The organism is Streptomyces sp. NPDC051921 (genome assembly GCF_040680975.1).
GTDB lineage: Bacteria > Actinomycetota > Actinomycetes > Streptomycetales > Streptomycetaceae > Streptomyces.
The window spans coordinates 203,205-216,167 of the sequence record NZ_JBFAXU010000004.1; the positions used below are offsets into that span (position 1 = coordinate 203,205).

Sequence of the window (12,963 nt, forward strand, 5' to 3'; positions counted from 1 at the left end):
CGCCCCTCCCGCGGGCCACGGTCGAGGGCCCCGCGCCGCGGATGCGCGCTGCGGGGCCCTGCGAGGGCGGCGGGGGAGGGATCAGGCCCGGCGGCCCCGGTTCCCGGGGCGGTTCGCGACCCAGGAGTGGATGGTGTCCGGGTACCAGTAGGGCTTGCCCGACTCGACGTGGTCGGGCGCCGGGAGCAGCCCGTGCTTCCGGTAGGAGCGGACCGTGTCCGGCTGCACCTTGATGTGCGCGGCGATGTCCTTGTAGGACCAGAGCCTTCTGTCCGTCATGCGTGGCACCTCTCCTGCGTGCCCGGCAGCGGCGGCGGGGGTTGCCGTCGGGGGAGCAGCCGGGCGTCACTGGTGATCACTCGCGATCACCGAGCCTGTGCCCGGTGAACGGCGCCCCCCGACGGGACGGGAGCGCTTGTCGAACGCCTGTGACGGAAGCCTCGCGTAACGGAGACATGCGTGACGAAGCGGCGATGGACGTCACGTAAGTGACGCAATGCCATCAGACGCCGCAGGAGCGGAGGAAGCGCCGGGTGCGCATCGCGATCGGGTAGGGCCGGTCGGGCTCGCACGGGTACATGTCCTGCTCGACGATGGCGAAGAGCTCCACGTCCAAGGCCCGCGCGGCGGCCAGCACCGGTTCGAGGGCCGGCACCCCGGCCGGCGGCTCGCACATCACCCCCTGCGCCACCGCCGGGCCGAACGGCACCTCGTCGGCGACCACCCGGGCGAGCACCGCCGGGTCGACCTGCTTCAGATGCAGATAGCCGATCCGCTCGCCGTAGGTCTCGATCAGCTTGACGCTGTCGCCGCCGCAGTAGGCGTAGTGCCCGGTGTCCAGGCAGAGCGCGACCAGGTCCGGATCGGTGGCGTCCAGGAAACGGGTGACGTTCTCCTCGCTGTCGATGTGGGTGTCGGCGTGCGGATGGACCACGATCCGCAGCCCGTAGCGCTCCCGGACCTCGCGGCCGAGACGCTCGGTCAGACCGGTCAGCGACCGCCACTGCCCGGCCGTGAGGGAGCGGTCCTCCAGGACCTCGCCCGTGCGGTCGTCCCGCCAGAAGGAGGGGATGACGACCAGGTGCTCGGCGCCCATCGCCTGCGCGAGGGCCGCGTTCTCGGCCACGTGCGCCCAGGTCCGCTCCCACACCTCCGGCCCGCGGTGCAGCCCGGTGAACACGGTCGCCGCGGAGACCCTCAGGCCTCGGCGGGCGGTCTCCTCGGCGAGCACCGCCGGATCGGTCGGCAGGTAGCCGTACGGGCCGAGCTCGATCCAGGCGTAACCGGCCCCCGACACCTCGTCGAGGAACCGCTGCCACGGGACCTGCCGGGGATCGTCGGGAAACCAGACGCCCCAGGAGTCGGGGGCGGAACCGATGCGGATACGGGACAGCGGTGCCCGGTTCGTCGGGTTCGTCATGCATGCCACCTTGGCGGCGGTCTCGGAGGAGCGTCAAGACGTCGTCCGGACGCAGGTCCGAATGTCAGGACATGTCGTTGACAGCGCCCTGGGCCGTGGATAGACCTGGGTGGGGTGCGTGGGCCCGGCGGGGCCGTGGCGAGAGGTGACGTGGCATGACGGCGGAGCCGTACGACCGGCCGTACGACCTGATCACGATGGGCCGCATCGGTGTGGACCTCTACCCGCTGCAGAGCGGTGTCGAGCTCGCCCGGGTCGAGACCTTCGGGAAGTTCCTCGGCGGCTCCCCGGCCAACGTCGCCGTCGCCGCCGCGCGCCTGGGGCGCAGCGTCGCGCTGGTCAGCCGGACCGGGGCCGACCCGTTCGGCGTGTACCTGCACCGCGAGCTGCGCGCGTTCGGCGTGGACGACCGCTGGGTCACCGAGGTGACGGACCTCCCCACCCCGATCACCTTCTGCGAGATCTTCCCGCCCGACCACTTCCCGATCCACTTCTACCGCCGCCCCAAGGCCCCCGACCTGGAGATCCACCCGCACGAACTCGACCTGCCCGCGCTCCGGACCGCCCGCGCCCTCTGGGTGACCGGCACCGGTCTGAGCGCCGACCCCAGCCGCACCGCGACCCTCGGCGCCCTGCGGGAGCGGGCCGCCGCTGCCGGCCCCGGCGCGCTCACCGTCCTCGACCTCGACTGGCGCCCCGGCCTGTGGGACGGCACCGCCGACGAGGCCCGCCCGCTCTACCGGGAGGCGCTGCGATACGCCACGGTCGCCGTCGGCAACGTCGACGAGTGCGAGGTCGCGACCGGCGAGCGCGAGCCGCACTCCGCGGCCCGCGCCCTGCTCGCCGCGGGCGCCCGGCTCGCCGTCGTCAAACAGGGACCCAAGGGCGTCCTCGCCCTGTCCGCCGACGGCACCGTGGCCGAGGTGCCGCCGCTGCCGGTGGAGGTGGTCAACGGGCTCGGCGCCGGCGACGCGTTCGGCGGCGCGCTCGCCCACGGGCTGCTCGCCGGCTGGGACCTGGAACGGGTCCTGCGCTACGCCAACGCGGCGGGCGCGATCGTCGCCGGCCGCCTCGCCTGCTCGCCCGCGATGCCCTACGACCAGGAGATCGCCCGCGCACTCGACACCGGCACCGGCTCGATCCCGGTGAGCGCGCCGGACAACGGGTAGGGACATGCCCATGGACCCCACGCTCGATCTGCACCTCCCCGCCGGCACGGCCGCACGCGGCCCGTACGCCGTCGACATCGACCCCGAGGGGGCCGGCTGGACGCACAGCGCGCTGCGCGTCCTCGACCTTCCGCCCGGCGGGACCCACACGTTCGAGACCGGGAACAGCGAATGGGTGGTGCTTCCGCTGTCCGGGGGCGGTACGGTGCGCGTCGACGGGGAAATCCTCGAACTCGTGGGCCGCGCCAGCGCGTTCGACGGGGTCTCGGACTTCGCCTATGTGCCCAGGGACGCACACGCCCAGATCGCCTCCGGTGCGGGAGGCCGCTTCGCTTTGGCAGGAGCGAAGTGCGAGCGACGACTCCCCGCCCGCTACGGCCCCGCGCCGGAGGTTCCCGTCGAGACCCGGGGCAGTGGCAACCGCACCCGCGAGGTGCGGAACTTCGCCGCGGCCGACGCCTTCGCCTGCGACCGGCTGATCGCCGTCGAGGTCGTCACCCCCGGCGGCAACTGGTCCTCCTACCCGCCGCACAAGCACGACGAGCACCTCCCCGGCGAGGAGTCCCTCCTGGAGGAGATCTACTACTACGAGGTCGCGGGCCCGCACGGCTACGCCTACCAGCGGATCACTCCCTCCCGGCCCGGCGGAGCCGAACTGCTCGCCGAGGTGCGCACCGGTGACGTCGTCCTCGTGCCGGACGGCTGGCACGGTCCGTCCGTCGCCCGGCCCGAGCACCCGCTGTACTACCTGAACGTCATGGCCGGCCCGGGCCCCGAGCGGGAGTGGCGGATCCGCTTCCACCCCGACCACACGGAGGGATACCAGTGACGAGGCTGACCGTCGCCCAGGCCCTGGTGCGCTTCCTCGCCGCGCAGTACACCGAACGCGACGGCGTACGGCAGCGCCTGATCGCCGCCACCTGGGGCATCTTCGGGCACGGCAACGTCGCCGGGATCGGCCAGGCCCTCGTCGAGTACGCCGAGCTCATGCCGTACCACCAGGGGCGCAACGAACAGGCCATGGTGCACGCGGCCGTCGGCCACGCCCGCCAGTCCCGCCGGCTCCGGGCGCACGCCGTCACCACCTCCATCGGCCCCGGCGCCACCAACCTCGTCACCGGCGCCGCCCTCGCCACGATCAACCGGCTGCCCGTCCTGCTGCTGCCCGGCGACGCCTTCGCCACCCGCCCCGCCGACCCCGTCCTGCAGCAGCTCCAGGTCCCGTACGCCGGCGACGTCTCCGTCAACGACTGCCTGCGGCCCGTCTCCCGGTACTTCGACCGGATCGTCCGCCCGGAGGCCCTGATCCCGGCCGCCCTCGAAGCGATGCGGGTCCTCACCGACCCCGCGGACACCGGCGCCGTCACCCTCGCCCTCCCGCAGGACGTACAGGTCGAGGCATACGACTGGCCCGAGAGGTTCTTCGCCGAGCGGACCTGGCGGGTGCGGCGCCCCGCGCCGGACGAGGACGAGCTGGGCGCGGCGGCGGAGGCCGTGGGCCGGGCCGCCCGTCCCCTGATCGTCGCCGGCGGGGGCGTCAAGTACAGCGGGGCCGAGGAGGCGCTCTCCGACTTCGCCGGGCGGACCGGCATCCCGGTCGCCTCGACCCAGGCCGGCAAGGGAGCGCTGCCCCACGACCACCCCCAGGACATGGGCGGCATCGGCCACACCGGCACCGCCGCCGCCGACCACCTGGCCCGCACGGCCGACCTGGTGATCGGGGTCGGCACCCGCTGGAGCGACTTCACCACCGCGTCCTCGACCCTGTTCGGCCACCCCGGCGTGCGGTTCGTCAACCTCAACGTCGCGGCCTTCGACAGCCACAGAATGGCGGCGCTCCCGCTGGTCGCGGACGCCCGGGAGGGCCTGGAACAGCTGCACTCGCTGCTGGAGCAGCACCACGTCACCGCGCCCTACGCGCACGAGTGCGCCGAGGAGAAGCTCCGCTGGGAGGCCCGGGTCCGCGCCGCCCACGCCGTCCCCGACGAGACCGCCCGCCCCACCCAGGTCCAGGTGCTCGGCGTACTCGACACCCTGTGCACCGGGGACGACATCCTGATCAACGCGGCCGGCTCCCTCCCCGGCGACCTCCACAAGCTGTGGCGGACCCGGTCCGCCGACCAGTACCACGTCGAGTACGGGTACTCGTGCATGGGCTACGAGATCCCCGCGGCCGTCGGCGTCGCGCTCGCCGCGCCCGGCCGGCCCGTCTGGGCGCTCGTCGGCGACGGGACGTACCTGATGAACCCCACCGAGATCGTCACCGCCGTGCAGCAGCGACTGCCCGTCAAGGTGGTCATCCTGCAGAACCACGGATACGCGTCGATCGGCGGCCTGTCCGAGGCCGTCGGCGCCGAGCGGTACGGCACCGACTACCGCTTCCGGGCGGACGACGGTTCCTTCACCGGTCCGCCGCTGCCGGTCGACCTGGCGGCCAACGCCGCCTCCCTCGGCATGCGGGTGCTGCGCGCCCGCACCGTGCGTGACCTGCGGGAAGCCCTCGCGGAAGCGCGCGGGGCGACGGTTCCCACATGTGTCTACGTCGAGACCGAAACGGCAGACAGTGTGTCGGGCGCGCCCCCCGCCCAGGCGTGGTGGGATGTGCCCGTGGCCGAGACCTCGACCCGCCCGTCGGCGGTCAAGGCCCGCGAGGAGTACGACCGGCACGTCACCGCCCGACGCCGCCATCTCTGAAGGAGTACGTAATGACGAAGACCGTCAACCACTGGATCGGTGGCAAGACCGTCGAGGGCACGTCGGGCAACTGGGGCCCGGTCACCGACCCGGCCACCGGCGCCGTCACCACGCAGGTGGCGCTCGCCTCCGTCGAGGAGGTCGACGCGGCCGTCGCCTCCGCCAAGGCCGCCTTCGAGACCTGGGGCACCTCCTCGCTGGCCCAGCGCACCACGATCCTGTTCAAGTTCCGTGCGCTGCTCGACGCCAACCGCGACGCGATCGCCGAGCTGATCGTCGCCGAGCACGGCAAGGTGCACTCGGACGCGCTCGGCGAGGTCGCCCGCGGTCTGGAGATCGTCGACCTGGCCTGCGGCATCACCACCCAGCTGAAGGGCGAGCTCTCCACCCAGGTCTCCAACCGGGTGGACGTGGCCGCGATCCGCCAGCCGGTGGGCGTGGTGGCCGGCATCACCCCGTTCAACTTCCCGGCCATGGTGCCGATGTGGATGTTCCCCCTCGCCATCGCCTGCGGCAACACCTTCATCCTCAAGCCGAGCGAGAAGGACCCGTCGCCGTCCCTGAAGATCGCCGAGCTGCTCGCCGAGGCGGGCCTGCCGGACGGCGTCTTCACCGTCCTGCACGGTGACAAGGTGGCCGTGGACCGGCTCCTGGAGCACCCGGACGTCTCCGCGATCTCCTTCGTCGGCTCGACCCCGATCGCCCGCCACATCCACACCACCGCCTCCGCCAACGGCAAGCGCGTCCAGGCGCTCGGCGGCGCCAAGAACCACATGCTGGTGCTGCCCGACGCCGACCTCGACGCGGCCGCCGACGCGGCGGTCTCGGCCGCGTACGGCTCGGCCGGCGAGCGCTGCATGGCGATCTCCGCGGTCGTGGCCGTCGGCTCCGTCGGCGACGAGCTGGTCCAGAAGATCCGCGAGCGCGCCGAGAAGATCAAGATCGGCCCCGGCAACGACCCGACCTCCGAGATGGGCCCGCTCATCACGGCCGTCCACCGCGACAAGGTCGCCTCGTACGTGCACGGCGCCGCGGCCGAGGGCTGCGAGGTCGTCCTCGACGGCACCGGCTACACCGTCGACGGCCACGAGAACGGGCACTGGATCGGCCTGTCCCTCCTGGACCACGTGCCGACCACGGCCAAGGCCTACCAGGACGAGATCTTCGGCCCGGTCCTGTGCGTGCTGCGCGCCGAGACCTACGAGGAGGGCGTGGCCCTCATCAACGCCTCGCCGTTCGGCAACGGCACCGCGATCTTCACCCGCGACGGCGGCGCCGCCCGCCGCTTCCAGATGGAGATCCAGGCCGGCATGGTCGGCGTGAACGTCCCGATCCCGGTCCCCGTGGGCTACCACTCCTTCGGCGGCTGGAAGGACTCGCTCTTCGGCGACCACCACATCTACGGCAACGACGGCGTCCACTTCTACACCCGCGGCAAGGTCGTCACGACCCGCTGGCCGGACCCGTCCGAGGCGCCGACCGGCGTGGACCTGGGCTTCCCGCGCAACCACTGATCCCCGGAAATCCACTGGCCCCCACGGTGCGTCCCGACGCACCCTGGGGGCCATGTCCGTTCCCGTTCAGCCCCCGAAGCACCAGATCCGCGCCGCCCACACCGACACGACGGTGACCGTCTACCAGGCCTACCGCCCGTCGATCGGCCTCCCGGCGGCCCGCGACGGCCGCTTCCCGGCCGCGTGGAAGCGGGACCGGATGACCTGGATCAAGCCCTCGTTCCTGTGGATGGCCTACCGCTGCGGCTGGGGCCTGAAGGAGGGCCAGGAGACCGTCCTCGCCGTCGAGATCACCCGCGAGGGCTTCGAGTGGGCCCTGCGGCACGCCTGCCTGTCCCACTACGTCCGCGGGCTCCACCCCGACCGGACCGCCTGGAAGCGGGAGCTGAAGAGCGCCCCGGCCCGCGTCCAGTGGGACCCCGAGCGCGATCTGCACCACCGGCCGCTGCCCCACCGCTCGCTCCAGCTCGGCCTCGCCGGCGAGGCCTCCCGCCGCTACGCCGACGAGTGGACCGCCGGCATCCGGGACGTGACCCCCCTCGCGCACGAGATCCACGCCCTCGTCCGCGAAGGGCGCTCGGCGGAAGCCGAGCGGCTGCTGCCCGAGGAGCGGCCGTACCCGGCGGGGGACGAGCTCCTCGGCCGGCTCGTACCCGCGGGCCCCGGGCACCCGGCCCCGGTCAGCCCGTGACGCCCCACCAGGCCGGGGACACGTCGAGCTTCTCCACCGGGCACTCCGCCTCCGGCGTGCCGGGAGCGAGGCGGACCAGGACGCGGACGCCGGACCCGGGAACGCGGTAGCGGCGGAAGTCGGCGGCCGTGCCGTCGTCGTCCGGCTCGACCGTACGGCCCAGGGCGGCGACCGCGGCCGTCAGGTCGCCGAAACGCACGGACCGGCCGAAGCCGCCGTACGCGTCCCACAGGGCCGCCGGCACGGCGGACCCGGGGTCCCACCGCAGCCGGTGGACCTGGACGGTGAACCCGAGGCACGACCAGGAGCCGCGCTCCTCCTGGAACGTCAGCTCCACCAGCCCGTGGTCCCGGCGCAACAGCGCCCCGCTCCTGTCGTCGACGTAATCGGCGCCCAGCCGGGCCTCCCACTCCTCGGGTCGCGCGCCGATGCCCACGCCCAGGACGTCGCCGTGGGCGGCGACACGGGCGTGGAACTCCAGGTCGGACAACTTCGTCCCCTCCCTTGCCTCGATCCGGCGCCCGCGCTCGGCGACCGGTCCGTCAATCCTCCCCGAACGTCCACCCCCGCATCGCGAACACCCCTTCGTCCGCCGCCCCCGCCGCCCCGTAGGTCCGCAGGGCCGCCTCGTTGTCCGTGTCCACACCCACCCACATCCCGTAGCAGCCGCGCTCCCGCGCCTCCGCCGCCAGCGCCTCCGTCAGCGCCCGCCCCACGCCCCGGCGTCGGTGCCCCTCGTCCACCGACAGCTCGTACAGGCACATCTCCACGCCCTTGTCCGGGTGCCGCATCTCGATCCCCGACACGAAGCCGGCCGGGAAGCCGTCCGCCGCGTACGCGATCAGCAGCACGTGCCCCGGGGCCGCCAGGAAGCCGGCTGCCCACTCCTCACGGGGCGGCGCGTCGTACAACCGGCCCGCCGCCATCAGCTCCGCCACCGTCGTCGCCCGCCGGATCTCCACCCGTACCTCCCGCTCACGCGTACCGCGTCTGGTGTACGGGACCGTACGGCGTACGACCTGAGGAGGCCGCGCCTCTCCGCCCCTGGGCAGCCGAGCCGCGCCCGCCGCGGCGCCTAGGCTCGACCCATGCAGCTGCGACTTCCCCGGAAGGGCCTTCCGCGACCCGGTCTGCCGCGGTGGGCCGCGGTCGCCGCCGTCCTCGCCGTGCTCGCGGGCGGCGGCGCCACCTGGAACGCCGTCGCCTCCGACGGACCCGCGCCCGTGACCCGCGCCGACCGGACGCTCGACCTCGACGGTGTCCGCCTCGACACCTCGTACTTCACCGCCGGCGCCGCCGGCCGCCGCCCCGCCGTCCTCCTCGGCCACGGCTTCGGCGGCTCCAAGGACGACGTCCGCGCCCAGGCCGAACAGCTCGCCCGCGACGGCTACGCCGTCCTCACCTGGTCCGCCCGCGGCTTCGGCGCCTCCACCGGACAGATCGGCCTCAACGACCCGCAGCGCGAGGTCAAGGACGTCCGCGGACTCGTCGACTGGCTCGCCGCACGCCCAGAGGTGCTCCTCGACCGGCCCGGCGACCCGCGCGTCGGCGTCACCGGCGCCTCCTACGGCGGCGCGATCTCCCTGCTCGCCGCCGGGTACGACCCGCGCGTCGACGCCGTCGCGCCCCAGATCACGTACTGGAACCTCGCCGACGCCCTCTTCCCGAACGGCGTCTTCAAGAAGCTCTGGGCCGGCATCTTCTTCTCGACGGGCAGCGACCCGACGGGCGGTGACAGGGGCGACCCCTGCGGGCGCTTCAGCCCCGAGGTCTGCGCTCTCTACCAGCGCGTCGCCGTCTCCGGGAAGCCGGACGCCGCCGCCCGCGCCCTCCTGGAGGCCCGCAGCCCCTCCGCCGTCGGCGCCCGCATCAAGGTGCCCGCGCTGATCGTGCAGGGCCGGGCCGACTCCCTCTTCACGCTCGCCCAGTCCGACGCCATGGCACGGACCGTCGCCGCCAACGGCGCCCCCGTCGCCGTCGACTGGACGGCCGGCGGCCACGACGGCGGCGACCGCGAGACCGGCCGCGTCCAGGCCCGCATCACCAGCTGGTTCGACCGCTACCTGAAGCAGGACACCTCCGTCGACACCGGGCCCGCCTTCCGCGTCAGCCGTACCGGAGGCGTCGACTCCACCGACGGGCGCGCCACCCTGCGCGGCGCCACCGCCGACCGCTACCCCGGCCTCGGCGCCGGCCCCGTGGCCGTCGCCCTCTCCGGACCGCAGCGCTCCTTCGCCAATCCGGCGGGCGCGGGCCCGCCCGCCCTCTCCGCCGTCCCCGGCCTGGGCGGCGGCCTCTCCCAGCTCTCCTCCCTCGGGGTGGGGCTCTCCCTCGACTTCCCGGGCCAGTTCGCGGCCTTCGACGCCCGGCCGCAGTCGCAGCCGATCCGGATCACGGGCGCCCCGACCGTCACGGTCCGCGTGACCTCGACCGCCCCCGACGGCTCGGCGGTCCTCTTCGCCAAGGTGTACGACGTGGGGCCGGACGGCCGACAGCAGGTGCTGCCCGCCCAGCTCGTCACGCCGGTACGGGTCGACGGCGCCGCCAAGGGCCGCACCGTGGACCTCACCCTCCCCGCGGTCGACCACGAGGTGGCCTCCGGGCACCGGCTGCGACTGGTCCTCGCCGCCACCGACCTCGGCTACGCCTCCCCGGCCGCCCCCGCCACGTACACGGTCGCCGTCGCGGGCCCGCTGACGGTGCCCACCGCACCGGCGGTGGCGACCGAGGCGGCGGGGCTGCCGTGGTGGGTGTGGGGCCTCCCGCTGCTCGGCGTCGTGCTCGCCGCCGCACTCCTGCTCACGGCACGGCGCCGCACGACCGCCCCGCCGCCCGACCGGGAACTCGCCGACGTCCCCCTCCAGATCACGGGTCTGTCGAAGAAGTACGCGGGCGGCGACCGCTACAGCGTGCGCGACCTGTCCTTCCGCGTCGAACAGGGCCAGGTCCTCGGCCTGCTGGGCCCCAACGGCGCCGGCAAGACGACCACCCTGCGCATGCTGATGGGCCTCATCACCCCCGACGAGGGGGAGATCCGCGTCTTCGGACAGGCCGTCCGCCCCGGCGCCCCGGTGCTCTCCCGGGTCGGCGCCTTCGTCGAGGGCGCGGGCTTCCTGCCGCACCTGTCGGGCCGCGAGAACCTGGACCTGTACTGGCGGGCCACCGGCCGCCCCGCCGAGGACGCCCACATCGACGAGGCCCTGCGCATCGCCAACCTGGGCGGCGCCCTGGAGCGCGCCGTCCGCACCTACTCGCAGGGCATGCGGCAGCGGCTCGCCATCGCCCAGGCCATGCTCGGCCTGCCGGACCTGCTGATCCTGGACGAGCCGACGAACGGCCTCGACCCGCCGCAGATCCGCGAGATGCGCGAGGTGATGATCCGTTACGCCGCCGCCGGCCGCACGGTGATCGTCTCCAGCCACCTCCTCGCCGAGGTCGAACAGTCCTGCACGCACCTGGTGGTGATGGACCGCGGCGGCCTGGTCCAGGCCGGCCCGGTCGAGGAGATCACCGGCTCCGACGACACCCTCCTCGTCACCCTGGACGGCGAGGTGCCGGACGCGGTGGTGGAGAAGCTGGGCGCGGTACGGGTCGACGCGGGCCTGCTGGTCCGCCTGAACGGGCGGACCGCCACCTTCCTGGTCGGCGAACTCGTCCGCCTGGACGTACCGGTGACCGGGGTCGGCCCGCACCGGCGCCTGGAGGACGCGTTCCTGACCCTGATCGGAGGAGAGACCGCATGACCACCGCAGCCGCCCTCGGCTACGCCCCCGGCCGCACCCTGCCGCTGCGCGTCGAGGCCGTACGCCAGCTCAAGCGCCGCCGCACCCTGGTCATGGCCGGGATCCTGGCCGCCCTCCCGTTCATCCTGATCGCCGCCTTCGCCATCGGCGGCGGCCCGGACGGCGCGGACAACACCCGGATCACCCTGATGGACACGGCGACGGCCTCGGGCGCCAACTTCGCGGCGACCTGCCTCTTCGTCTCCGCGGGCTTCCTCCTGGTGATCCCGGTCGCCCTCTTCTGCGGCGACACGGTCGCCTCGGAAGCCGGCTGGTCGTCCCTGCGCTACCTCCTCGCCGCCCCGGTCCCGCGCGCCCGCCTCCTGTGGTCCAAACTCACGGTGGCCCTGGCCTTCAGCGCGGCCGCGATGCTCCTCCTCCCGCTGGTCGCCCTGGCCGCCGGCACGGTCGCCTACGGCTGGGGCCCCCTGAAACTCCCCACCGGCGGTGCCCTTCCCGCCTCCGACGCCGTGCTCCGCCTCGCCGTGGCGGTCGCCTTCGTCTTCGTCTCCCAACTCGTCACGGCGGGCCTCGCCTTCTGGCTCTCCACCCGCACCGACGCCCCCCTGGGCGCGGTCGGCGGCGCCGTCGGCCTCACCATCGTCGGCAACGTCCTCGACGCCGTCACCGCCCTCGGCGACTGGCGCGCCTTCCTCCCGGCCCACTGGCAATTCGCCTGGGCCGACGCCCTCCAGCCCCAACTGGAGTGGGCGGGCATGGCGAAGGGAGCGTCGATCTCGGTGACGTACGCGGTGATCCTCTTCGCGCTGGCGTTCCGGGGGTTCGCGCGGAAGGACATCGTGTCGTAGGCGACCGGGCGCTGCCGCCCGGTCGTCCTCACACCCACCCCCGACGAGCCGCTTCCGCCCCCGCGCGGAAGCGGCTCGTCGTGCCCAGGGCGGCCATCAGTTCGCCCACGCGGCGGCTGTACGTGCGGGGGGACATGCCCAGGCGGGCCGCGGCCGTTTCGTCGGTGAGGCCGGCGAGGAGGGCTTCGAGGACCGGGCGGAGCTGTGGGGGGAGTTCGCGGGCCGGGGGTGTGAGGCCTGCCAGTTCCTGGCCCGCGGCCCAGGAGATGTGGTGGGCGCGGACCAGGGCCTGGACGACGACGGGGTCGCGGATCAGGAGCAGGCCGTTGTAGTGGAGCTCCAGGTCCAGGGGGACGGCCGCGACCGTGCGGTCCACCAGGATCATCTTGAACGGGATCGCGTCCGCCACCCTCGCCCGGCCCGGGACCCGGATCGCGCCGGCGACCTGGGGGAGGGCGTGTCGCGGGACGATGCGGCGGACCTCGCCGGCCCGTTCCGCCGCCGCTCGCATGCACGCTCCTGCCAACTCCAGGAACGGCTCGGGAATCGCACGCGAGGCGGAGGCGGCCGGGTCGTCGAAGGTCAGCAGCTCGTGCCGCGCCGAGGCGGCCAGGCCCGCGAGCGCGGCGCTGACCCGGCGCGTGCCGCGCACCGGGCGCCCGGGAGGGCGTTGGAGCTCCGGGCCGGCACGGCCCATCGCCGAACGGGCGAGCATCACGGAGCCCGCAGTCTCTGCCACCGCTGACCACCCCCGCCCGATCGGTGTGCCACTCCATGTACGCACGTGACTGCGTACGGTGACAACCCCTGTTGACAAAGCTGGCGAGTCCCTGCCACTGCGGTGTGCCCCCGCCGCCGTTGCCGCATTGAGATCCTTCCGCAAC

At 73.9% G+C, this 12,963-nt stretch carries 12 protein-coding genes; 7 read left to right on the top strand and 5 right to left on the bottom strand.

What is annotated here, in order from left to right:
• Positions 1–81: 81 nt before the first annotated feature.
• Both AB0M16_RS07590 and AB0M16_RS07595 read right to left on the bottom strand, forming a co-directional pair.
• On the bottom strand, positions 82–279 hold the full coding sequence (locus AB0M16_RS07590; RefSeq protein WP_365339871.1) for a MarR family transcriptional regulator: 198 nt from the start codon (positions 277–279) through the stop codon (positions 82–84).
• Between the two features lie 223 nt (positions 280–502).
• Positions 503–1,420 (bottom strand): sugar phosphate isomerase/epimerase, encoded by a 918-nt coding sequence (locus tag AB0M16_RS07595; RefSeq protein WP_365339873.1) that lies wholly within the window; start codon positions 1,418–1,420, stop codon positions 503–505.
• A gap of 155 nt (positions 1,421–1,575) precedes the next feature.
• On the opposite strand from AB0M16_RS07595, the gene iolC reads away from it, so the two are divergent.
• The 5 genes from iolC to AB0M16_RS07620 are packed head-to-tail and all read left to right on the top strand — an operon-like array spanning position 1,576 to position 7,488.
• Positions 1,576–2,589 (top strand): 5-dehydro-2-deoxygluconokinase, encoded by a 1,014-nt coding sequence (gene iolC, locus AB0M16_RS07600; RefSeq protein ID WP_365339875.1) that lies wholly within the window; start codon positions 1,576–1,578, stop codon positions 2,587–2,589.
• A 10-nt stretch (positions 2,590–2,599) separates the two neighbouring features.
• The gene (iolB, locus tag AB0M16_RS07605) at positions 2,600–3,418 is read left to right on the top strand and encodes a 5-deoxy-glucuronate isomerase (protein WP_365339877.1); all 819 of its coding nucleotides are present in this window, start codon (positions 2,600–2,602) and stop codon (positions 3,416–3,418) included.
• Entirely contained in the window at positions 3,415–5,283 is a 1,869-nt protein-coding gene (gene iolD / locus AB0M16_RS07610) for a 3D-(3,5/4)-trihydroxycyclohexane-1,2-dione acylhydrolase (decyclizing) (protein WP_365339879.1), read from the top strand. Before iolB ends, iolD begins: the two co-directional genes overlap by 4 nt.
• Positions 5,284–5,294: 11 nt before the next feature.
• Entirely contained in the window at positions 5,295–6,797 is a 1,503-nt protein-coding gene (gene mmsA, locus AB0M16_RS07615) for a CoA-acylating methylmalonate-semialdehyde dehydrogenase (RefSeq protein ID WP_365339882.1), read from the top strand.
• Between the two features lie 52 nt (positions 6,798–6,849).
• Positions 6,850–7,488 carry a DUF4291 domain-containing protein gene (locus AB0M16_RS07620; protein ID WP_365339884.1) on the top strand — a complete coding sequence of 213 codons (639 nt, stop codon included), beginning with the start codon at positions 6,850–6,852 and terminating at the stop codon, positions 7,486–7,488.
• On the opposite strand, the gene AB0M16_RS07625 is transcribed toward AB0M16_RS07620, so the two are convergent.
• Positions 7,478–7,978: a hypothetical protein gene (locus AB0M16_RS07625; protein ID WP_365339886.1), complete on the bottom strand. Its 501-nt coding sequence runs from the start codon at positions 7,976–7,978 to the stop codon at positions 7,478–7,480. The two genes, AB0M16_RS07620 and AB0M16_RS07625, sit on opposite strands and share 11 nt — an antisense overlap.
• Before the next feature lie 52 nt (positions 7,979–8,030).
• Positions 8,031–8,450, bottom strand: a complete 420-nt coding sequence (locus AB0M16_RS07630; protein WP_365339888.1) for a GNAT family N-acetyltransferase — start codon at positions 8,448–8,450, stop codon at positions 8,031–8,033.
• 126 nt (positions 8,451–8,576) lie between these two features.
• On the opposite strand from AB0M16_RS07630, the gene AB0M16_RS07635 reads away from it, so the two are divergent.
• Positions 8,577–11,231 (top strand): alpha/beta fold hydrolase, encoded by a 2,655-nt coding sequence (locus tag AB0M16_RS07635; protein WP_365339890.1) that lies wholly within the window; start codon positions 8,577–8,579, stop codon positions 11,229–11,231.
• Complete coding sequence (locus tag AB0M16_RS07640) at positions 11,228–12,079, top strand: ABC transporter permease (protein ID WP_365339892.1); 852 nt, start codon at positions 11,228–11,230, stop codon at positions 12,077–12,079. The genes AB0M16_RS07635 and AB0M16_RS07640 overlap by 4 nt, the downstream gene beginning before the upstream one ends.
• 28 nt (positions 12,080–12,107) lie before the next feature.
• Here the strand turns inward: AB0M16_RS07640 and AB0M16_RS07645 are convergent, their stop codons facing one another.
• Complete coding sequence (locus tag AB0M16_RS07645; protein WP_365339894.1) at positions 12,108–12,818, bottom strand: DNA-binding response regulator; 711 nt, start codon at positions 12,816–12,818, stop codon at positions 12,108–12,110.
• Between the last annotated feature and the right edge of the window lie 145 nt (positions 12,819–12,963).

What these genes read in the sequence shown, in the direction of transcription:
- mmsA (WP_365339882.1), top strand. Translation starts at nt 5,295, where the DNA reads ATGACGAAGACCGTCAACCACTGGATCGGTGGCAAGACCGTCGAGGGC.
- AB0M16_RS07635 (WP_365339890.1), top strand. Translation starts at nt 8,577, where the DNA reads ATGCAGCTGCGACTTCCCCGGAAGGGCCTTCCGCGACCCGGTCTGCCG.
- iolC (WP_365339875.1), top strand. Translation starts at nt 1,576, where the DNA reads ATGACGGCGGAGCCGTACGACCGGCCGTACGACCTGATCACGATGGGC.
- AB0M16_RS07640 (WP_365339892.1), top strand. Translation starts at nt 11,228, where the DNA reads ATGACCACCGCAGCCGCCCTCGGCTACGCCCCCGGCCGCACCCTGCCG.
- AB0M16_RS07620 (WP_365339884.1), top strand. Translation starts at nt 6,850, where the DNA reads ATGTCCGTTCCCGTTCAGCCCCCGAAGCACCAGATCCGCGCCGCCCAC.
- iolB (WP_365339877.1), top strand. Translation starts at nt 2,600, where the DNA reads ATGGACCCCACGCTCGATCTGCACCTCCCCGCCGGCACGGCCGCACGC.
- AB0M16_RS07590 (WP_365339871.1), bottom strand. Translation starts at nt 279, where the DNA reads ATGACGGACAGAAGGCTCTGGTCCTACAAGGACATCGCCGCGCACATC.
- AB0M16_RS07595 (WP_365339873.1), bottom strand. Translation starts at nt 1,420, where the DNA reads ATGACGAACCCGACGAACCGGGCACCGCTGTCCCGTATCCGCATCGGT.